This is a genomic window from Pseudomonas sp., assembly GCF_037994325.1.
GTDB lineage: Bacteria > Pseudomonadota > Gammaproteobacteria > Pseudomonadales > Pseudomonadaceae > Aquipseudomonas.
The window spans coordinates 1-20,126 of the sequence record NZ_JBBNAH010000033.1 but is presented as its reverse complement, the minus strand read 5'-3'; the positions used below and the strand labels follow the sequence as shown (position 1 = coordinate 20,126).

The following is a 20,126-nucleotide window of genomic DNA, read 5'->3' as shown; positions in this document are numbered from 1 at the left end:
AGCTGAAACTGATCAACATGGGTGGCGGCTTCCCGGCCAACTACATCACCCGCACCAATAGCCTGGAAACCTACGCCGAAGAAATCATCCGCTTCCTGAAAGAAGACTTCGGCGATGACCTGCCGGAAATCATTCTGGAGCCAGGCCGTTCGTTGATCGCCAACGCCGGCATCCTGGTCAGCGAAGTGGTACTGGTTGCGCGTAAATCGCGTACCGCCGTTGAGCGCTGGGTGTACGTGGACGTGGGCAAGTTCTCCGGCCTGATCGAAACCATGGACGAGTCCATCAAGTTTCCGATCTGGACCGAGAAAAAAGGCGAAATGGAAGAGGTGGTTATCGCCGGCCCAACCTGCGACAGCGCCGACATCATGTACGAGAACTACAAGTACGGCCTGCCGCTGAACCTGGCCATTGGAGACCGCCTGTACTGGCTGTCTACCGGCGCCTACACCACCAGCTACAGCGCTGTGGAATTCAACGGCTTTCCGCCGCTGAAGGCGTTCTACCTGTAAGCCTTAGCCCGCCAACGCTTGCGTTTGGCGGGCTTGTTGCCCCCGGTGCGGGTGATCGTCAGCTTGCGTACGCAACGTAATCAACTGACGGCCCCGCACATTTAATCCCCCACGCGCGAGTCGTCACTCAGGGGCGTGTGCACAAACTCCTGAAGCTCCATCTCCTCCTGCAACGCATCAATGATTGCCAGCAGATCGTCCTCGGTTGGCACACTGCTCCACGGCAAACCGGCCACCAGGGCGAAATCCTCCCCCGTCTTCGTATCGTAAACCCGCGCCGTTACCGACTGCGGCGAAACCAAAACGGCATCAAAGCCCATTGGTGCGAAGTACTCCCTTAACCGCGCACAGGCATACGCGAATGTCATCTTTGCCACGCTGGAACCTCGCGTTGAATTCATTTGAGTTCGGATCATAGCCAATGCTGGGGGAGCAGGGCGCGCTGTTCTAATACATGGCGGTTTTCCACTTAAGGTCTGCCTCTAGCACCTGAATCGATTAAGCGTGCCCCTCAGCTCGGTAGAATTTAGCAGCAGGGTGTCGCTCAACTCTCGGGCCTGCTCGGCATAGTGGGCGGCTTCGTTAGCTTGTGCCGATGCGGTGGCTAGGTTTCGGTTGATGTCTTCCACTGCCAACGACTGCTGAAAAGTGGCCTGCGCCACGGACCGCCCTTTGCTGGCGATATCTTGGAGGTAGCTGACAATCGCGCGCAGGCATTCGCCTGCCAGCATCGCCTGGTTGACGGAACGGTTGGACAGTGTGTGGGTTTCACTGATCATCGCCACTGCTTCGTTACTGCTCAGGCGCAACTCGCCGATCATGCTTTGAATCTCTGATGTGGCGTCTTGGGTACGTTGTGCGAGCAGGCGAACTTCATCGGCTACCACGGCAAACCCCCGGCCTTGCTCGCCGGCACGGGCCGCTTCGATGGCCGCGTTGAGCGCCAGCAAGTTCGTCTGTTCCGCTATCGCGCGGACGATGGCTAGCACCGAGCTGATTTTCTCGTTCTGCTCGGCCAGTGAGTGAATGGTTTTGACGCCTGTGTTTATCAGCGCGGACAGTGCGCCTATTTCGCTGAGGGTGAGTTCGACATTGCGCAGGCCCTCCAGCGCCTGGCCTTCTGCTCCGGACACTTCCTGCGCAGACTGCTCTGCGTTTTGCGCCACGTCCTGAATGCTGTAAGTGACCTCATTGAGTGCCGTGGCGATCAGGGTGAGTTGCTGGGCTTGCAGGTCGCTCTGCTCTTTGGCGGCCGTCGAGTTTCCATGGATGGTTTGAGCGGCTTTGTCGGTGGCCGTAGCCGCAACCAGCATGTCGCTGATAATGGTGCGCAGCGTTGCAGTAAACCGGTTGAAGTCAGTGGCCACCTCGGACAGCTCGTCTCTACCGTCAGTTGCCAGCAGTTTGGTGAGATCGGCATCGCCGCGGGAAATGTCAGCCATGGCCTTGACTGTGTTGCGCAAGGGGACGGCAATGCTGCGAGAAATCAGCGCGGTAATGACCACCAACAGGGCAGCGATCGCCAGGCCAATAGTGCCGATTTTAATGACCTCGGCTTTGAATTTTTCCTGAATATCATCGATGTAAACACCTGTGCCCAGAATCCAGCCCCAGGGTTCGAACAGGGTGATGTAGGAGATTTTCTCCACGGGTTGCGCGTGGCCCGGTTTGGGCCAGCTGTAGCGCACGATGCCGCTACCGTCGCGCTTGGCGACCTGCAGCATTTCGGCGTTGATGGCCACCCCGTTGGCGTCTTTCAAGCCGCTGACATCGGTGCCTTCCAGTGCCGGGTTGGTCGGGTGTAGCAGCATCTGCTGTTGCAGGTTCTGGATGAAGAAGTACTCGGTCTGGTTGTAGCGCAGGCCGCGAATCATCTCCCGCGCTTCGCGCTGCGCATCCTCGCGGCTGAGTTGCTTCTGTTCTTCAAGCTGTTGAAGACGCTTGAGAATGCCACGGGTGTTTTCCACGGCAGTCTGAATTTGGTAAACCTTGGCGTTGTATAGACCCTGCTGAACTTGCACCAGCACCAAGGCCATCAGCAGCGCGATGGCTGCCAGGGCGACGGCCAGAATCAGCCAGAGACGGCGTTCGATCGCGATGTTTCGTAGACGTAGCATAAGAGCGCTCAACTGGCGGTGAACAACGGGGTTAGGCTTGCCGCCAGGGCGGCGGCAAGCGAGCGGGAGGGGGTCAGGCGCCGTCCACGCGGTACACGCCGATCAGTACTTCGTCGTTGCTGACATCGTCGATGGTGCCGACAAAGATGTAGTCGTTCAGCCAGGCGTAGGCGCCCGGTTGGGTTTTGAAGCTGGGCTGGGTGCGGCAGTAATAGTCGGCTTCGACCAGTTCCTGGCCCTTGGCTTGTTTGGCCAGCCCGTCGGCATTGGGGCGCCAGATGCCTGGGTTGTGAATGATGATGATCTGGCCGTCATCGGTCTTCAGGCGGTACAGCGCCTCGATCAGCGTGACGCCGTCGTTACGCTCCACGGACATATCCGCGCCACCCGGTACCACGGTGCCTTTCATACCCTTGCCGACAAAGGTGCCGCCGACAATGGGGTAGTTGATACGGTGGCCGTCGGCGCCTTTGCCCATATCTTCTTCCGGGCCCAGCTTGACGTGGATCTGCATCACCAACTCGTGGTTGATACGGTTGGCTTTGGTTTCTTCTAGTTCGTCGGCATGGACGGCACCCAGGCCAAGCAGCGTGGTGATGCCGAGGACGCAGAACAGTTTTTGCGCGGTCATAAACGTCATCCCGTTGATTAGTTAAGTGGGTCGGGGCGGCAGGGTTGTTTAAGCAAGCTGTTGCACGGTGGCTGCGGTACCGGCACGTTCACGCCAGGCAGTTCACCCAGTACCAGTTGTGAGGGATGCTCCGTGTCATGCAGCAGCTTGGTGCGCGCCGCCAGGGCGTAAGTGTCAAAGCCATACCCGCCGGTGCGACCCGGTGCGTCTATCCAAATACGCACGCGCGAGCCGGCCCGAAAGGTGTGGGAAAACGGGCGGATTTCAACGCGGCCCAGCACGGCTTCGTCCGGCTCCAGTGGCATCAGGCTGTCTGGGGTGTCCAGCAACCAAGGGCGTAATGCCGTGGACTTTTCCTTGTCCAGGGCGCGGCTCGACAGGCGCAACCAACCCCGCTGCACGTAAACCTCCTGGCCATCCGGCAGCAGCTGGGTAAGGGTCACCTGCACGTCCATATCCGGCCCCAGCGGTGTGGACAACCACAGGTCGGCGCTGCCCGGACCATAGGTGACTAGGTCGCGTTTCAGCGGCGCACTCGTGTAGGCCAGACTGCCTTCTTTCCAACCGTGCTTGAGCTCGCCCCACGCGTTGTCCACCTCGTAGGTGTTCACGTCAGGGCCGGCCACTGGGTAGTTGTACTCGTCGGGTTCGCCGCTGGATTTGCCGCCCTCCACCAGGCTGCCGTTGGCGCCGATGGCAAAACGCACAGGCGTGACGGCTACTGGGTAACGATCGCGGGTTATGGTCCAGCCGGGCTTGGCTGGCTCATTCAGTTCGTGGAGGTCGTCGCGGCGTCCGCTGCTGGCGGTTTCCTGCCAGATTTCCACATGAGGCAATTGGTCGAAGCCGTTATTCTGCCCCTTCACAAAGTGGTCGAAAAACGCCTGCAGCTTTTGCCGGTAGTGCTTGGACTCGTACATGTCGTGCGGGCCGTTGCTCTGCACCAGCCAGAGTTGCTCGGGGTTGAGGGTTTCGTGGTAATAGCCTTCGCGGGCCATAACGGCTTCGTCTTGCCAAGCCTCCATGGACAATACCGGCACTTGGATTTGATCAGTGCGGTCGCGGATGCTGCGTTGCGCCGTCCACTCGTCGCGCTGCGGGTGGCGGATGATCTGGTAAGTGAGTGCGTGTTTTTTTACGTCCACTTCGTTCTGCGCCAATTGCTTGAGGCAGCGTTGGTCCTGTTCACTCGCAGCACTGGTTTTGACCGCTGCCCAGCGCTGGCTCAAGTACCAATGCCAACCGGTGACAAACTCCGGCGCTGGCACCCCTCCTGGCGCCCAGCTGTCGCTGCGGGCATCGCCCATGGCCATGCCGGGGGCGATGGCCTTGAGGCCGGCAGGGCGTTCAGAGGCCGTCATCAGTTGCGACATACCCGCCCAACTCCAACCGAACATGCCGATATTGCCGTTCGACCAGCCCTGGCTCGCGGCAAATTCCACCGCCGCGCGGCCATCTTTGCCGTAGTCCGGGCCAAGGAAATCAAAGGTGCCTTCGGAGCAACCGGTACCGCGCGCTTGCACGCCCATCACCGCATAGCCGTGCTCGAGCAATTGTTTGTCGAGGTCCACGGAAAATGTTTCGTCGTCGGCCAGGTAGGCCGCGCCGCCGATGCTGCCGCTGTCGTAACCGCTGTAGCGCAGCAGCACCGGGAATTTGCCGTCGCCCTTGGGTAACAGCACCGAATAGCGCAGCTCGGTGCCGTCGGCTGCTTTCAAGTAACCGGTAACGCGTTTTGCCCAGAAGGGCTGCCAGGTGCGCGTCGGTGCGTTGCTGACTTCTTGCCCGGGTACGTCCTGGGCCGCGTAGGCGCCCAGCGTCAGCAGCCAGACGCAGGTGCCTGCCGCCACAGCGCGGTGGAAAGTGTTTTTAGTCATGAGCGAATCCTGGAAAAGTCAGAACGTTTTCGCCACTTGGGCGATTACGGTGGCCGAGCACACATCGTCGTAGCCGTTCACCGAGGCGCATTCGGCCTGAGACAGGTCGGTGTCGATGTACGCCACGCGCCAGTTGAAGCCGAACAGCTCTTTGCTAACGCCCACTTCCCAGTCGTAGTAGCGGCTGCGCGCGGACTCATCGCGCGATACCCAGATATCGTCCTTGGCGTCGTTCACGCCGTAGCGCACGTCAAGGGTGGTTTCGTAGGGCAAGTTAAAGGCGTAACCCAGCCAGACCACGCTGCGGTCGTCGTCGTAGGGCTTCACTTCGTTGGTGTACTTCACGCCCAGCGTCGCACCGTAGGCGCCGAGGGTGCCGATCCATTCGCCGTAGTTAAATTCGCTGTCTTTGGGGTAGTCGTACGCGTAGTACGTGAGGGTGGCATTGATGTCGTCGGTGAAGTCGTGGGCGATACCGACGTAGTAGTCGTACTCGCGGCGAGTGTCGGTGCCGAAATCGACGTTGGAGGTGAACACGCCGGCGTACAATCCGCTGCTGTGAACCAGGCTGACGTCTGTCCACAATGCCGGGTCGCCCAGGGTCTGGGAGATGCCGCCGGTGCGGTAGTCGCTTAAGGCGGTGAGTGTCAGGTTTAGCGAGAAATCTTCGTTTAGTTCGACGGCCTGTGCGGGGAAAGTCAGGCAATACAACAGCCCGGCTCCCAGACCCAATCCTATTTTGCCCATGCGGCTGCGCTCCGGTTTTTATGATTGGAATGGCAGAAATGCAGTTCGATAGTTTTGTTATTTAAGTTATCTAGTTTGTGAGCGTTATGGTCGGGTGTTTGAAATGTGAGTCGGCTATAGCGCTACACGCCGCCATTCTTAAGGGGAAGGTTGTCTGGGTTCTATCCACTTTGCGCAACGTGGTGTGCACTGCTTAGGTGCAAACGTTATTGGTGTTAACTAATTTTGATGAGGGCGCGTAAAAACAGCGCCTGCCAGGCAGGCGTTTACGTAGAAGGGAGGGAGATCGAGCGGGGATGCGTTACTGGTCTTGGTACAGCTTGTTAAGCAACACCAGCAATTGGTCGCGCTCTTCGCTGCTCAGGGTGGCGGTAGCATCAATGTCGCTTTGGATAACAATGGCTTTCAGCTGCTTGAGCAGCTGCTCACCGGCCTTGCTCAGAAACAGACCATAAGCACGTTTATCCGGCAGGCTGCGCACTCGCATGGCCAGGCCGCGCTCTTCCAGCTTATTGACCATCAGCACCGCCTGCGGCGGTTCTATCGCCAGCGCTTTGGCCAGGTCGGTTTGCATCAGGCCGGGCGATTGTTCGATCACGCTCAGCGCGGTGAACTGTGCTGGGCGGATGCCGTGCTCTTCCAGCTGGCCGTTCAGGTGCTGGGTGATTTTCATCTGTACCCGGCGCATCAGGTAGCCCACCAGGTTATTTAGCGAACTGTCGAGTTTGTCGGTCGCTGCCACATCAATGGCGTCGAAGGGTGTGGCTTTTGGCGAGCGCGGCATGGGCAGTCCCGTGGTGGAAAAATGATTTTAAAGTTTAATGAGTTGTGAGGCTTGTGCACAGTAAAACGCGCTACTGGGTCGATAATTTGCAAAACTAGTTAATTGACATAACTAAATTCTCGTCATAGTCTCGCCTCACTTACCCAGATGAGGCTGCACCATGAGTACCTATGAAGGCCGTTGGCAAACCGTGAAAGTCGAAGTGGACGCGGGCATTGCCTGGGTCATTCTCAACCGTCCGCAAAAGCGCAACGCCATGAGCCCGACGCTCAATCGCGAAATGGCCGACGTGTTAGAAACCTTGGAGCAAGACGCCGATGCGCGCGTGCTGGTGTTGACCGGAGCCGGCGAAGCCTGGACCGCTGGCATGGACCTGAAGGAATACTTCCGCGAAGTGGATGCCGGCCCGGAAATCCTGCAAGAGAAAATCCGCCGCGAAGCCTCGTACTGGCAGTGGAAGCTGCTGCGCATGTACACCAAACCGACTATTGCCATGGTCAACGGCTGGTGTTTTGGTGGCGGCTTCAGCCCGCTGGTGGCCTGCGATTTGGCGATCTGCGCCGACGAAGCCACCTTTGGTCTTTCGGAAATTAACTGGGGCATTCCACCGGGCAACCTGGTGAGCAAAGCCATGGCCGACACCTGCGGCCACCGCGAATCGCTGTACTACATCATGACCGGCAAAACCTTTGGCGGGCAGAAAGCCGCGGCCATGGGCCTGGTTAACCAGAGCGTGCCATTGGCGCAGCTGCGTGAAACCGTTCTGGAGCTGGCGAACAACTTGCTGGAGAAAAACCCGGTTGTACTGCGCGCCGCAAAAATCGGCTTTAAACGTTGCCGCGAACTCACCTGGGAGCAGAACGAAGACTACCTCTACGCCAAGCTCGACCAATCGCGTTTGCTCGACACCGAAGGCGGTCGCGAAGAGGGAATGAAGCAGTTCCTCGACGACAAAAGCATCAAGCCCGGTCTGCAAGCCTACAAACGCTAAACGCCGCTATCCCACTTGCTCGAGGTGTCTATGTTCGACGTGCCGTTATTGATTGCAGGTAAAGCCCAGCCAGCCGCCGATGGCCGCACGTTCGAACGGCTTAGCCCGTTCACTGGCGAAGTGGTGTCACAGGTTGCTGCGGCGACTCTGGACGACGCTGATGCGGCTGTGGCTGCAGCCCAGGCCGCGTTTCCTGTGTGGGCCGCGTTAGCCCCCAGCGAGCGCCGGCTTCGCTTGTTAAAAGCGGCGGAGCTGATGGAGACGCGAGCTCCCGAATTTATGAGCGCAGCCATCGAAACCGGGGCGGCGGCCAACTGGTATGGCTTTAACGTGCAGTTGGCCGCCGGCATGTTGCGCGAAGCGGCGGCAATGACCACTCAGATTGTCGGTGAGGTCATTCCTTCCAACGTGCCCGGCAGTTTTGCCATGGGTCTGCGCCAGCCTTGCGGAGTGGTGTTGGGCATTGCGCCGAGGAATGACCCGGTGATTCTCGGCGTGCGCGCCTTGGCGATGCCGCTGGCGTGCGGCAATACCGTGGTGCTCAAGGCGGCGGAAGCCAGCCCGTTTACCCACCGCTTGATAGGCCAAGTGTTGCACGACGCTGGGCTGGGTGACGGGGTGGTCAATGTGATCAGCAACGCGCCGGAAGACGCGCCTGCGATCGTCGCCCGCCTCATTGCTAATCCGGTGGTGCGTCGGGTGAATTTCACCGGCTCTACCCATGTTGGGCGCATCGTTGCCGAGCACTGTGCCCGGCACTTGAAGCCGGCCTTGCTGGAACTCGGCGGCAAGGCGCCGTTGCTCGTACTGGACGATGCCGATCTGGATGCTGCCGTTGCGGCCGCGGCCTTTGGTGCGTACTTCAACCAGGGCCAAATCTGTATGTCCACCGAGCGCCTGATTGTCGATACCAAGGTGGCTGACGCCTTTGTGCGCAAGCTGGCCGCGAAGGTTGCCGAGCTGCGGGCTGGACCGGCGGACGCTACCGATGCCGTGCTGGGCTCGTTGGTCGACGCCGCTGCCGGCCAACGCATCCAGGCGCTGGTGGACGACGCGGTAGGCAATGGCGCGCGCCTGGTTGCCGGCGGTGGATTGCAGGGCAGCATCATGCAGCCGGTATTGCTCGATGGTGTGACCCACGCCATGCGCTTGTACCGCGACGAGTCGTTTGGGCCGGTGGCGGTGGTGCTGCGTGGTGAGGGTGACGAGGAGCTGCTGCGCCTGGCCAACGACTCCGAATTCGGGTTGTCGGCGGCCATTTTCAGCCGTGATGTGTCCCGTGCCCTGGCTCTGGCGCAGCGATTGGAATCGGGCATTTGCCATATCAACGGGCCCACGGTGCACGACGAAGCGCAGATGCCCTTCGGCGGTGTGAAGTCGAGTGGTTACGGCAGCTTTGGCAGCCGTGCCTCCATCGAGCATTTCACTCAGCTGCGCTGGGTCACTGTGCAAAACGGCCCCCGCCATTACCCCATCTGAAACACCCGTTCGCCATAACAAGAACAAGTTGAGCGCCTGCCCCGCGTGCGCGAGGGCCGGTGCCGAATGAGAGGAAAGGCACGTGAATGGAGAACTTGTAGCCCCCCACGCTGACCCCGTGGTGCGCTATCGCGAAGTGGCCATTGGCAGCCCTGGCGTGGAGATCACGCCGGGTGTCGACGGCACGATTTACCTGCGTCCACAGGAGCAGTTACGGCCGCTGCCAAGGCGCTTGCTGGACCGTCTGGTGCAGTGGGCCAGGGTAAAACCGCAGGCTACTTTCGCCGCCCAGCGAGGCGCCGATGGCCGTTGGGTCACCCTGAGCTACAGCGTCATGTTGGCTAACGTGCGGGCCATCGGGCAGGCGCTATTGGCGTTTGATTTGAGCGAACAGCGGCCGCTGGTTATTCTCTCCGGCAACGACCTGGAGCACCTGCAACTGGCCTTTGCCGCGCAGTATGTCGGCGTGCCGTATTGCCCGGTGTCACCGGCCTATTCGCTACTGTCTCAGGACCTGGAAAAGCTCAAGCATATTTTCGGTTTGCTACAGCCGGGCCTGGTGTTTGCTGCCGATGCGCAGCCGTTCCAGCGCGCCATCGAGGCGTTGGTGCCGAGTGATGTGCCGGTGATTTTAACCCGTGGCAGCTTGCCGGCCCGAGCTAGCCTGAGCTTCAGCCACTTGCTGGAAACCCGTAGCGTCGAGGCGGCCGACATTGCCTTCGACGCCACAGGCCCCGACACCATTGCCAAGTTCCTGTTTACCTCCGGCTCCACCAAACTGCCCAAGGCGGTACCCACCACGCAGCGCATGCTCTGTGCCAACCAGCAGATGCTGTTGCAGACGTTTCCTGAGTTCGCTCTGGAGCCGCCGGTGCTGGTGGATTGGTTGCCGTGGAACCATACGTTTGGCGGCAGCCACAATGTCGGCATCGTGCTCTACAACGGCGGCAGCCTGTATATCGATAACGGCAAAGCCACACCGCAAGGCATGGCCGAGACGCTGCGAAACCTTAAAGATATTTCCCCCACTGCCTATCTGACCGTGCCCAAGGGCTGGGAAGAACTGGTAGCTGCGCTAGAGCAGGACGGCGAGCTACGCGCGCGTTTTTACGCCAAAACCAAGCTGTTCTTTTTCGCTGCTGCGGGGTTGTCGCAAAGCATTTGGGACCGCCTGGATCGGGTCACCGAGCAGCACTGTGGGGTGCGCATTCGCATGATGGCTGGGTTGGGCATGACCGAAGCCTCGCCTTCCTGCACCTTTACCACCGGGCCGCTGTCCATGGCCGGCTATGTCGGCCTGCCGGCCCCCGGTTGCGAGATAAAACTGGTGCCGGTGGACGGCAAGCTGGAAGCGCGTTTTCGCGGCCCGCACATCATGGCTGGCTATTGGCGGGCGCCACAGCAAACGCTAGATGCGTTCGATCAGGAGGGCTTCTACCGCTCCGGTGATGCGTTGAAATTTGCCGACCCTGAGCGGCCGGAGTTGGGCTTGATGTTTGACGGGCGCATTGCCGAGGACTTCAAGCTGTCCTCAGGTGTGTTTGTCAGTGTCGGCCCGCTGCGCAACCGCGCGGTTCTAGATGGCACACCCTATGTGCAAGACGTGGTGGTGGCGGGGCCGGATCGTGAATGCCTGGGGTTGCTGGTGTTTCCGCATCTGGCTGAATGCCGGGAATTAGCGGGGTTAGCCAGTGATGCCAGCAACGCCCAGGTGCTCGCCCATGCAACGGTGCGTGCCTGGTTTAGCCAGTGGCTCAATCGGCTAAATCGTCAGGCCACTGGCAATGCCAACCGCTTGGAATGGATCGTGTTGTTGCCGACACCACCCTCCATTGACCGTGGCGAAATCACCGACAAAGGCTCAATCAACCAGCGCGCCGTCTTGCAGGCACGCGCGGCCTTGGTCGAGTCGCTGTATCGCGGACAGGCGCCGGAAGTTATTCGCTTCCAGGCCTAGCGCTGAAGCCGACCGCGCTGGTCGGCCTACAACAATAACAACGAGGTTCACATGCCCACTGACTATGCCCGGACCGACGCGTCCGTACGCACGATCGTCCTCTGTTTTATCGTCGCCATGCTTGAGGGCCTGGACCTGCAAGCCGTCGGCGTGGCCGCACCGGCCATGGCCAGCACGTTCGCATTGAGTCCGGCGGCACTCGGTTGGGTGTTTAGCGCCGGCCTGTTTGGGCTGCTCCCTGGCGCCGTGTTTGGCGGCTGGTTGGCCGACCGACTTGGCCGTAAACAGGTGCTGATTGTGGCGGTGGTGTTGTTTGGTGTGTTCTCGCTGCTGACGGCCCATAGCACCACCTACGAACAACTGCTGGCGGCACGGGCGGTGACAGGGCTTGGCATGGGCGCCGCATTGCCAATTCTGATCGCGCTGTCCTCGGAAGTGGCCAGCCCCGGTTTGCGCAATCTGGCCGTCAGCTTGACCTACTGTGGCGTACCGCTAGGCGGAGCCATCGCTGCGTTGATTGGCATGCTGTCCATTGCTGGCGACTGGCGTTTGGTGTTCTACGTCGGTGGTTTTGCGCCCTTGGTGATCGCCGCACTGCTGATTGTGTGGCTGCCAAAACCACCGGTGTTGCAAGGGCGGTCACTCGGAGTGGGCGCGGTTACCCACGAACTGCTGGGCCAGCGTCGCGGCGTTTCCACCGTGCTGCTCTGGGGCGCCTGCTTCTGCACGCTTACGGTGCTTTACATGCTGCTCAACTGGCTGCCGACGTTGCTGATCGAGCGCGGCCTGAGTCGGTTGGATACGGCGGCCATTCAGGTGCTGTTTAACGTGGGCGGGGTGGCCGGCTCCCTGTTGGCGGGGCGCTTGATGGACAAAGGCAACGCGCTGCTGGCTGTGGTGCTCGCCTATGTCGGCATGCTCGGCGCCTTGCTGGCGTTGGGCAGCGTGGCGCAGACCTACGGCCTGTACCTCGCCGGTCTGGCCGCAGGTGGCTGCGCGGTGGGCGGGCAATTGATCTTGTATGCATTGGCACCGCGGCTGTATCCGGCGCAGGTGCGTGCAACCGGCGTGGGGGTGGCCGTTGCCGTGGGGCGTTTGGGCTCCATGAGCGGGCCATTGGCGGCGGGGCAATTGTTGGCGGCGGGTGCTGGGGTCAGTGGGTTACTGCTGGCGGTCTCGCCGCTGGTGGCCATTGCTGCCTGCAGCGCGGCCGTGCTGTTACGCCGTACGGCCTGAGGTGATTTTGGTGCGCGCAGCGCACCCTACGAGCGACACCATCCTCGGCTCCACTGGCTTCGACTGAGGATGGCTTTTACCGCGCAACGTTCCTAACCCCGTTGCGCGGTATTTTTTTGTCCGCTGGTAGCAACCAGCTTGCGAGCGCCTACGGGAGCGGGAAATAAAAAATCGAGGCGTTAGCATCGATTTTTTTGGGGCGGGCAAGGGCACAGTCAACAGGTTGTGCCCGGTGCAACGGGGCTTACAACCCGGCCATCTTGTACACGCTGATCAACACTTCATGCTCGCTCACCCCGTCGATGGTGCCGACAAAGATGTAGTCGTTCATCCACGCATGTTTACCCGGTTGGGTCTTGAATGCGGGAACGGTGCGGCAATAGAAGTCGGTTTCTTTCATGTCTTTGAGTTCCAGGCCTTTGGCTTTTTTGGCCAGGCCGGATTCGTTCAGGCGCCAGATGCCGGCGTTGTCGATGATGATGATTTCGCCGTCATCGGTTTTCAGCCGGTACAGGGCGTTGATGCGCGTCACGCCGTCTTCGCGCATCACTGACATGTCGGCGCCGCCAGGCACCACGGTGCCTTTCATAGGTTTACCGTCGATGTCTTTACCCACAAAGGTGCCGCCGGCGATGGGGTAGTTCAGGCGTAAACCATCGGGGCCTTTGCCCATTTCTTCCCGTGCGCCGAGTTGCACGTTGATTTGCAAAACCAGGTCGTCGGTCAGACGGTTGGGGATCTTCTCCTTCAGCTCGTTGGCCTGGGCTGGAGGCAACCAGGCTGTAGCCATGGTCAGGCAGAGAGCGCTGAATAGGCCAAGGGTGTTGCGGCGGGTGTTTAGTACATTCATTAGTGCAGTCCTCGAATCTCAATGGAGAGCCACCCACGCCAAGCGAGGGTGGCGTTGCGTTAATGCATCAGAGCGGGCGGCTGAAGGCCGACAGCGGGTTGTGGCGGCAGGGCTGCTTGAGCAGCGTGTCGCAGGCTGGCAGCGCCTGCGGTACGGTTACGCCGGTCAGCTCGCCCAGTACCAGGCGCGAGTGGTGCTGCGCATCGTGGTACACACTGTTGCGGCTCTGCAGCGAGTAGTAGGCGAAGCCATAGCCGCCAGTGCGCGAAGGTGTGTCGATCCAGATGCGCAGCTTGGAGCCTTTGCGGAACGGATGGGAGAACGGCGGAATTTCCACGCGGCCCAGGGCTGGTACGTTCGGCAGCATCGGCTGGATGGCATCCGGCTCGTCGACCAGCCAGGGGCGCAGTTCGGTGGATTTGCTGTCATCCAGTTTGCGGTTGGACATGCGCAGCCAGCCACGCTGGACGAAGACTTCCTTGTCGTCCGGGCGCACCTCGGTGATGGTCACCTGCACGTCCGCATCGGGCGCCAGGAAGGTGGACAGCCAGATATCTGCGCTGGCAGTGCCGTAACTGAGGAAGTCACGCTCAAAGGGCGCGCTGGTATAGGCCAGGCTGCCCTGTTTCCACAGCGGGTGCTGCCAGCCCCAGGCGTTGTCCTTGAGGTAGGTGTTCACGTCCGGGCCGGGGATCGGATAGAGGTAGGCGTCCGGTTTGCCGCTGCCTTGACCACCCTCGATCAGCTCGCCGTCTTCGCCCAAGGCGAAACTCACCGGCTTGACCGCGAGCGGGTACTGGTCGCGCTCGATGGTCCAGCCAGGGTGCGCCGTCTCGTTCGGTTGGTGGCGACCTTCGCGCACATCAGCCACCGTCTCTTGCCAGATTTCCAGACGCTTGGCGCTCTCGAAACCGTTCTGCTCACCTTTCACGAAATGGTCGAGGAAGGGATACAGCTTCTCTTTGCGAAAGTGCTCCGACTCGTAGAGGTTGTGGCCGCCGCTGGACTGCACCATCCACAACAGTTTCGGGTCAAGGCGTTCCTGGTAGTAGCCTTCGCGGGCCAGTACGGCTTCGTCCTGCCAGCTCTGCATGGACAGCACCGGCACCTGCACCTCGTTGGCACGATTGCGCGGCTCGCGTTGCTTGGTCCACTCATCGCGCAGCGGGTGGCGAATCAGGTTGTACATCAGCGAGGAGCTGACCACTTTCGCCTTGTTCGCTTCAACCTGGGCCAGGCAGCGTTGGTCTTTCTCTGTTTCGGCGCTGGCCTTGACCGCGTCCCAGCGCATGTCGACGAACCAGTGCCAGGTCGTGGTGAACTCTTGGTTGGGCACGCCACCCGGGGCCCAGCTGTCGCTACGCGGGTCACCGAGGATCATGCCTGGAGCAATGGCCTTGAGCCCTTTGGGGCGTTCGGTGGCGGTCATCAGCTGCGACATGCCGGCCCAGGACCAGCCGAACATACCGACACTACCGTTGGACCAACTCTGCTGCGCGGCAAACTCCACGGCGCTGCGACCATCGGTACCGTACTGTGGCCCGAGGAAGTCGAAGGTGCCCTGTGAGCAGCCGGTGCCACGGGCCTGTACGCCCATCACGGCGTAGCCGCGCTCGACCAGGTCCTTGTCCATCGCGACGGAGAAGGTCTCGTTGTCGGCCAGGTATGCCGAGCCACCGATGCTGCCGGAGTCGTAGCCGCTGTAGCGGATCAAGACTGGAAATTTGCCTTCGCCCTTGGGCAGCAGTACCGAGTAGCGCAACTCGGTGCCATCGGCTGCGGTGATATAGCCGGTAACGCGCTTGCCCCAGAAGGCCTGGAAGCTGCGATCGGCAGGCGGCGGACCTTCCATCGGTGGTTGGGTGTTACAGCCGGCCATCAGCAACGCTGCGCAGAGGGCGCTTAGGCCAAGGGCATGCTTGATAGGGGGGATCTGCATAACTGAACCTCAGTATTGGCTAGGTATTTTCTAGGTCTGGATGGCAGAAATGTCTGCCGCTACAAGTCAGAAATTCTTCATTGCCGAGAACACCACGGTGGCCTGGCAGTCGCCGCCCTTGCCGAAGTTGTTCTGGCACTCGGCCTTGGACAGGTCGGTGTCGATGTAGGCGGCCTTCCATTCCAAGTCCCACATGCGCTTGGTCAGGGATACGCCCCAGTCGCTGTAGCCACTACGGGTTTTGCCACTGCCCGAGCGCCAGGCATTTTCGTCAGGCGTCCAGGTGTGGCCGTAGCGCACGTTGAGTTTGGTCGCATAGGGCAGGTAGAAGTCGTATTCAGCCCAGCCGATGGTGCGGTGCGGGTCACGCTCAGGAATGAGGCCTGGCAGTTGTACCCATGGCGGGATCTGGCCGGCGGCCTGGGCGGCGTGTGCAGCAGCGATGTCCTTGTTGGCGTCGTCGATCGGCTTGGGAGTCTGCAGGTCCCAGGCGTACTTCACGCCGACGGTGGCCTGGCGGTAGCTGAGGGTGCCGATAAGCTCATCGAAGTTGATCCAGCTATCGCCGGGGTATTCGTAGCGGATGTAGGTCAGCGAGAAACGAGTGTCCTCGGTGATCGGCCGGCCAATGCCGACGTAGTAGCCCATCTCGCGGTTGGCCTCGGTGTCCATGTCGACGGATACACCGTAGGCGCCTAAGAACAGGCCGCTCGGCTTGTGCACCAGGGTCGCGTTGCCTTGGTAGACGGGGGCACCGCCCATGTTCAGCGAGAGACCTCCAACGCGCCAGTCGCTGGCGATACCGAGGTTGATGTCCAGCATGGTTTCCGGGGTCAGGTCGATGGCCTGAGCGGATAGGGAGAGGGCGAGCAGGCTGCTGGCCAACCCCCGGGTTGCAATCTTGTTCATGTACTTCTGCTCCATTGTTCTGATTTATTTGGCAGAGAAGAGGTCGATCTGCATTTCTTGTTATTTGCCTGCTCACTTTTCCGGGCGTGACAAGGCCCTGGCTCGTACGGAGTCGAACCGAAAAGTGGCTGAGGCTTGGTGTTGTCAGGTGCGGGTGAGGTGGTTGGCTAGAACGATTCTGGGTGTGCGTGGTTCTCCTTGCTGGGTTAGTCGACTCGGTAGCACTCGATCCATACCGCGTGCTCGGCGGGATAGGTGATGACACCCAGGAACAGGCGTTGTGTCAGCCACTGGTAGCGCGGGCTGTCGGTGGTGAACTGCGGCGCGCAGCGGCAGCGGTATTCGCTCTGCGGTATTGGCCACTGGTTGTCTGCCAGACGCTGACCTTCCTCGGTAAGCGTCAGCAGTCCGCAGTTGCGTACCCCAATCACCGCACCGTCGTCACAGTGCAATTGGTAATTGGCGTCCAGCACCCCCGTGCCGTCGTTGCGCTCCAGGTAGTAATCCGCACCGCCAGCGGGCACTACGCCTTCCAGACCGGGACCTGCGAAACGGCCGCCCAGAATCGGGTAGTCAATGCGCTCGCCCTGCTCGGTGCGGCCCCTGCTAATACCTGGGCCAATTCGCACGCTCAGGTACATGGCCAATTGCAGCGCCGGCTCAGGCATCGGAGCGGATCCTGTTCCATAGCCGAGTCAGCAACCGTTGCGCAGCCAGTTTCGGCGGCTCGATCTGGAACAGCAGATGGCGGTCAGCTTCCGGTACAAACAGGTTTTTCTCGGTCAACAGTTCGGGGTTGATAAGCGGCGTGCTGGCCGGGTTAGGGTTGGGGTAGCCGATCTGATTGGTGATGCGTGCAATCACTTCGGGCTGCAGCAGGTAGTCGATAAAGGCGTGCGCTTGTTTGATGTTTTTCGCACCCGCCGGTATGACCATATCGTCCGACCATTGCAGCGTGCCCTGGCGCGGCAAAGCCATGCGAATGTCGATGCCATTGTTGGCCGCCAGCGCCATATTGCGCGCGGCAAGCATGCCGCCGGACCAGCCGAGCGCTACGCAGATATCGCCATTGGCCAGGTCTTGTGGATACTTTGCCGAGTTGAAATAGCGCACGTAGGGACGGATGCCTTTCAGCAGCGTTTCGGCTTTGGCGTAGTCATCCGGGTTGGTACTGCTGGGGTTCAGGCCCAGGTAGTGCAGGGCGATGGGCACCACTTCGTCGGGGCTGTCGAGTATGGCCACGCCGCATTGGCTGAGCTTGGCAATGTTCTCGGGTTTGAACAGCAGGTCGTAGTCGCGCATGTCGACGTCTTTGCCTAACACGGCTTCGACCTTGGCCTTGTTGTAGCCCAACAAGGTGCTGCCCCACAGGTACGGCACGGCGTAACGATTGCCTGGATCGAGCTGTTGGCGTTGGGCCATAAAGGCTGGGTCCAGCTGATTCCAGTGCGGCAACTGCTGGCGGTCCATTGGCTGCAACGCCTTGGCGCTGATCAGATTGGGCACCTGGCTGCTGCTGGGGAACGCCACATCGTAGCCGGCTGAACCGGTGAGCAGTTTGGCTTCCAGGGTTTGCGGGCTGTCGAAAACGTCGTAGAGCACGTTGATGCCGGTCTGGGCTTTGAAATCTTCCAGTACGTCTTTGGGCAGGTACTCGATCCAGTTGTAGATACGCAGGTCGCCACCGATCTTTTCGGCGTGGGCAGCGATGCTGGCGCCTGTTAGCAGCAACCCGATTGCGCAGGTTTTCAGCACGTGGTTCATAACAGCTCCGGTGAGAGGTAGTTAGATGTGGCTGGCCAGGGAACGCACCAAGCGCAAGGTATCGATATCCAGGACGCTCTCGGCAATCGGCAGCGATGACTGCTTGACGATGACCACCTGCTGGGCGAAGTCGATATACAAGATCTGCCCATGGATCCCCACCCCTAACAAGGCTTCGCCGGGGTACACGTACCACTGGCTTTTGTAGGTAGCGCCGGGGCTCCACTGGGCGAAGATGTCGTTGGCGGCGTAAATAGCCGGATCGCCGCCCTGCAGGACGGAATCGATGGCCGTGCTGGGGATCAATTGTTCGCCCTGTGCCTGACCTTTTGCTAGCAGCATGCAGCCAAAGCGCGCCATGTCGCGCAAGGTGGCGTTGAAGCCGGCACCGGCCACATTGCGGCCCCAAGGGTCGGCTACAAAAAAGCCATCGCGCTCGCAGCCCAGGCCCTGCCACACCTTGCGCAGATGCTCGGCGCAACTGCGCCCACTGGCTCGCTCCATCACCCAGGCCAGCGCCTCGGTGGTGGCGGTGACGTAGTGGAAGAAGCCGCCGTGCTCGCCGCTTTTGCGCGTGGCCGGCAGGTACTCGTACAGCGACTGGCTGGCCGCGATGCCCGGTGGCGGTGGCAACAAACCACAGGCGTAACCGAACTGCGAGCTGCCGGACAACGGGTCGTCATAGACCTCGTCGTAGTCGATGGCCACCGCCATATCCAACAGCTGGCGCACCGTTGCGTCACCGAAGGCACTGCCGGCCAGTTCGGCTACGTAATCGCTGGCCAACGCGGTTTCGTTCAGCTCGCCACTGCCCACCATTGCCTCGGCCAAGACGCCGATCAGCGATTTAGTCACCGAAAACATGATGTGGCGTTTATGCGCTTGGTGGCCGTTGAAGTAGAGCTCTTGCAGCACTGCACCGTTTTTCATTACCAGCCAGCCATCGGTGCAGCTCGCGGCCAGGTGGTGCTGCATGCTGACGCTATGGCCCGCGGCGCTGGTGAAGCTGAAGTCGGTCAAACGCTTGGCAGCAATTGCCAGCGGTGCACTTGGCTTCGCCCCGCGCTCCACGCTAATGCTTGGACGGATGCGTCCCAGGTTATGAAAGGCCCAGCGGTTGTGCGGCGGGCTCATAAAGTTATGCCAGGTAACCCGATGCTCGGCGGCAGGCGGGAAACCCTGCATTAGCGCGGGCGTGGGTTCTGCACCGTCTTCATAAGCGCTCTGCAAGGCCTGAGCAAACTCGCTATTCATTAGGCATGTCTCGTTGTTGGCGATGACATGTTTTATTCATATAAAAACTTATAGTCAACTAAAAGAATTGACCTTGATCTAAAATTGCCTAGAATCAGCGACTTATCTGGGTGCCCAGGAGGGCTTGGCGTGAGTGGATTAAGGCAGCGGCAAAAGGAACAGCGCAGGGAGGCGATAGTCACGGCGGCGCTTGGGCTTTTTGAAACACAGGGCTTCGCCGCCACCACTGTCGAGCAAATCGCGGTACAGGCCGAAGTTTCGACACCGACGGTGTTCAACTACTTCGGCAGCAAACAGGAAATTCTTCTGGCCTTGGTCGAGCACGCCGACAAGCAAGCCATCCTCGACGCCCGCTCGCAGATCCCCGACTTCGATAACGCCGTGGACGCCATGTGCCATCTCGAGTCGTTGATCGTGCGCCACGAGCTGAGCGTGTTGCCGCCGGCCATTTGGCGGGAGCTGTTACCCATCAGCATGCTCACCGCGCCGCCGGAACAGGTCTCCACCCTTAACGCCGGCCTGGTCGGCGAAATCGCCGGCCTGCTGCGTGAACTGCAAGACCGAAACATGCTGAGCACCACCGTGGATGTCGACTTCGTCGCCTACTTTCTCAACGACTACAGCTCCATGTTGTTTATGCGCCTGGTGCAAGCCGACGTGCCCGATCTCGATGGCCACGCACAACGCATCCGCCAACTTACCCAAACACTATTTGACGGTCTGAAGCCGTAACCCGAGTGCTGCGGACGTTTCCACCCCGAACACGTCCGCTACACACGCCACGCGAGGGGCGTTCTTACCGCCCAGCCTGCTTGCCACGATTTGTGAGTGTCGTAGTGAGGGGCTGGGCGGATTTTTAGGTGCGCATGTGCGGCCTGGTAGCTTCTGGCGATAGATACGCGATTATTGCCGTGCCAACCGCATGACCAGTCGGGGATAGAACGGCGTGGCTTGAAGAACCGGGGGTTATTAGAAACGCTGTGATGGTTGGCGACTAACTGACGGTTGTCGAACGCTCTCTGTCGATGCTCGAGGCAGAAAAGAGCAACGCTTAGTATCCGTATCCTCATTCCCGCGAC

General features: G+C 60.4%; 17 protein-coding genes and 1 pseudogene. 6 read left to right on the top strand and 12 right to left on the bottom strand.

The genetic code is table 11. The features are described from left to right. Positions 1-512: pseudogene (locus tag AAAB16_RS01125) on the top strand (type III PLP-dependent enzyme); the annotation flags it as partial. 101 nt (positions 513-613) lie between these two features. On the opposite strand, the gene AAAB16_RS01120 reads toward AAAB16_RS01125, so the two are convergent. The 6 genes from AAAB16_RS01120 to AAAB16_RS01095 all read right to left on the bottom strand — a co-directional run bounded on the left by AAAB16_RS01120 (position 614) and on the right by AAAB16_RS01095 (position 6,668). Then, positions 614-880, bottom strand: coding sequence for a DUF1652 domain-containing protein (locus AAAB16_RS01120; protein WP_340661673.1), 267 nt, complete (start codon positions 878-880; stop codon positions 614-616). Positions 881-994: 114 nt separating this feature from the next. Beyond that, complete coding sequence (locus AAAB16_RS01115) at positions 995-2,629, bottom strand: methyl-accepting chemotaxis protein (RefSeq protein ID WP_340661672.1); 1,635 nt, start codon at positions 2,627-2,629, stop codon at positions 995-997. A 73-nt stretch (positions 2,630-2,702) separates the two neighbouring features. Next, positions 2,703-3,260, bottom strand: a complete 558-nt coding sequence (locus AAAB16_RS01110) for a DUF3237 domain-containing protein (protein WP_340661671.1) — start codon at positions 3,258-3,260, stop codon at positions 2,703-2,705. A gap of 17 nt (positions 3,261-3,277) precedes the next feature. After that, positions 3,278-5,137, bottom strand: a complete 1,860-nt coding sequence (locus tag AAAB16_RS01105; RefSeq protein WP_340661670.1) for a CocE/NonD family hydrolase — start codon at positions 5,135-5,137, stop codon at positions 3,278-3,280. 18 nt (positions 5,138-5,155) lie between these two features. After that, complete coding sequence (locus AAAB16_RS01100) at positions 5,156-5,884, bottom strand: TorF family putative porin (RefSeq protein ID WP_340661669.1); 729 nt, start codon at positions 5,882-5,884, stop codon at positions 5,156-5,158. A 301-nt stretch (positions 5,885-6,185) separates the two neighbouring features. Next, positions 6,186-6,668 carry a MarR family transcriptional regulator gene (locus AAAB16_RS01095; RefSeq protein WP_340661668.1) on the bottom strand — a complete coding sequence of 161 codons (483 nt, stop codon included), beginning with the start codon at positions 6,666-6,668 and terminating at the stop codon, positions 6,186-6,188. Positions 6,669-6,828: 160 nt separating this feature from the next. Between AAAB16_RS01095 and AAAB16_RS01090 the strand changes: the two genes are divergently transcribed. The 4 genes from AAAB16_RS01090 to mhpT all read left to right on the top strand — a co-directional run bounded on the left by AAAB16_RS01090 (position 6,829) and on the right by mhpT (position 12,331). Then, positions 6,829-7,659 (top strand): p-hydroxycinnamoyl CoA hydratase/lyase, encoded by an 831-nt coding sequence (locus tag AAAB16_RS01090; protein ID WP_340661667.1) that lies wholly within the window; start codon positions 6,829-6,831, stop codon positions 7,657-7,659. 30 nt (positions 7,660-7,689) lie between these two features. Beyond that, on the top strand, positions 7,690-9,138 hold the full coding sequence (locus tag AAAB16_RS01085; protein ID WP_340661666.1) for an aldehyde dehydrogenase: 1,449 nt from the start codon (positions 7,690-7,692) through the stop codon (positions 9,136-9,138). Between the two features lie 82 nt (positions 9,139-9,220). Beyond that, a complete protein-coding gene (locus tag AAAB16_RS01080) occupies positions 9,221-11,095 on the top strand; it encodes a feruloyl-CoA synthase (protein WP_340661665.1) in 1,875 nt (624 codons plus the stop codon). A gap of 51 nt (positions 11,096-11,146) precedes the next feature. Further along, the gene (gene mhpT / locus AAAB16_RS01075; RefSeq protein WP_340661664.1) at positions 11,147-12,331 is read left to right on the top strand and encodes a 3-(3-hydroxy-phenyl)propionate transporter MhpT; all 1,185 of its coding nucleotides are present in this window, start codon (positions 11,147-11,149) and stop codon (positions 12,329-12,331) included. Positions 12,332-12,575: 244 nt separating this feature from the next. Here mhpT and AAAB16_RS01070 read toward each other — a convergent pair whose 3' ends face one another. The 6 genes from AAAB16_RS01070 to AAAB16_RS01045 form a co-directional block, all read right to left on the bottom strand. Further along, positions 12,576-13,181 carry a DUF3237 domain-containing protein gene (locus AAAB16_RS01070; RefSeq protein ID WP_340661663.1) on the bottom strand — a complete coding sequence of 202 codons (606 nt, stop codon included), beginning with the start codon at positions 13,179-13,181 and terminating at the stop codon, positions 12,576-12,578. 67 nt (positions 13,182-13,248) lie between these two features. Continuing rightward, the gene (locus AAAB16_RS01065; RefSeq protein WP_340661662.1) at positions 13,249-15,120 is read right to left on the bottom strand and encodes a CocE/NonD family hydrolase; all 1,872 of its coding nucleotides are present in this window, start codon (positions 15,118-15,120) and stop codon (positions 13,249-13,251) included. 66 nt (positions 15,121-15,186) lie between these two features. Then, on the bottom strand, positions 15,187-16,029 hold the full coding sequence (locus tag AAAB16_RS01060) for a TorF family putative porin (RefSeq protein ID WP_340661661.1): 843 nt from the start codon (positions 16,027-16,029) through the stop codon (positions 15,187-15,189). 206 nt (positions 16,030-16,235) lie between these two features. Continuing rightward, positions 16,236-16,697 carry a DUF3237 domain-containing protein gene (locus tag AAAB16_RS01055; RefSeq protein ID WP_340661660.1) on the bottom strand — a complete coding sequence of 154 codons (462 nt, stop codon included), beginning with the start codon at positions 16,695-16,697 and terminating at the stop codon, positions 16,236-16,238. Further along, the gene (locus AAAB16_RS01050) at positions 16,690-17,793 is read right to left on the bottom strand and encodes a polyamine ABC transporter substrate-binding protein (protein ID WP_340661659.1); all 1,104 of its coding nucleotides are present in this window, start codon (positions 17,791-17,793) and stop codon (positions 16,690-16,692) included. Before AAAB16_RS01050 ends, AAAB16_RS01055 begins: the two co-directional genes overlap by 8 nt. Before the next feature lie 21 nt (positions 17,794-17,814). Further along, positions 17,815-19,047 carry a serine hydrolase gene (locus tag AAAB16_RS01045; protein ID WP_340661658.1) on the bottom strand — a complete coding sequence of 411 codons (1,233 nt, stop codon included), beginning with the start codon at positions 19,045-19,047 and terminating at the stop codon, positions 17,815-17,817. Between the two features lie 129 nt (positions 19,048-19,176). Between AAAB16_RS01045 and AAAB16_RS01040 the strand changes: the two genes are divergently transcribed. Beyond that, entirely contained in the window at positions 19,177-19,779 is a 603-nt protein-coding gene (locus AAAB16_RS01040) for a TetR/AcrR family transcriptional regulator (protein WP_340661657.1), read from the top strand. Positions 19,780-20,126: the final 347 nt, after the last annotated feature.

Coding starts and splice junctions, on each gene's coding strand:
- AAAB16_RS01120 (WP_340661673.1), bottom strand. CDS start 880: ATGACATTCGCGTATGCCTGTGCGCGGTTAAGGGAGTACTTCGCACCA.
- AAAB16_RS01115 (WP_340661672.1), bottom strand. CDS start 2,629: ATGCTACGTCTACGAAACATCGCGATCGAACGCCGTCTCTGGCTGATT.
- AAAB16_RS01110 (WP_340661671.1), bottom strand. CDS start 3,260: ATGACCGCGCAAAAACTGTTCTGCGTCCTCGGCATCACCACGCTGCTT.
- AAAB16_RS01105 (WP_340661670.1), bottom strand. CDS start 5,137: ATGACTAAAAACACTTTCCACCGCGCTGTGGCGGCAGGCACCTGCGTC.
- AAAB16_RS01100 (WP_340661669.1), bottom strand. CDS start 5,884: ATGGGCAAAATAGGATTGGGTCTGGGAGCCGGGCTGTTGTATTGCCTG.
- AAAB16_RS01095 (WP_340661668.1), bottom strand. CDS start 6,668: ATGCCGCGCTCGCCAAAAGCCACACCCTTCGACGCCATTGATGTGGCA.
- AAAB16_RS01090 (WP_340661667.1), top strand. CDS start 6,829: ATGAGTACCTATGAAGGCCGTTGGCAAACCGTGAAAGTCGAAGTGGAC.
- AAAB16_RS01085 (WP_340661666.1), top strand. CDS start 7,690: ATGTTCGACGTGCCGTTATTGATTGCAGGTAAAGCCCAGCCAGCCGCC.
- mhpT (WP_340661664.1), top strand. CDS start 11,147: ATGCCCACTGACTATGCCCGGACCGACGCGTCCGTACGCACGATCGTC.
- AAAB16_RS01070 (WP_340661663.1), bottom strand. CDS start 13,181: ATGAATGTACTAAACACCCGCCGCAACACCCTTGGCCTATTCAGCGCT.
- AAAB16_RS01065 (WP_340661662.1), bottom strand. CDS start 15,120: ATGCAGATCCCCCCTATCAAGCATGCCCTTGGCCTAAGCGCCCTCTGC.
- AAAB16_RS01060 (WP_340661661.1), bottom strand. CDS start 16,029: ATGAACAAGATTGCAACCCGGGGGTTGGCCAGCAGCCTGCTCGCCCTC.
- AAAB16_RS01055 (WP_340661660.1), bottom strand. CDS start 16,697: ATGCCTGAGCCGGCGCTGCAATTGGCCATGTACCTGAGCGTGCGAATT.
- AAAB16_RS01050 (WP_340661659.1), bottom strand. CDS start 17,793: ATGAACCACGTGCTGAAAACCTGCGCAATCGGGTTGCTGCTAACAGGC.
- AAAB16_RS01045 (WP_340661658.1), bottom strand. CDS start 19,047: ATGAATAGCGAGTTTGCTCAGGCCTTGCAGAGCGCTTATGAAGACGGT.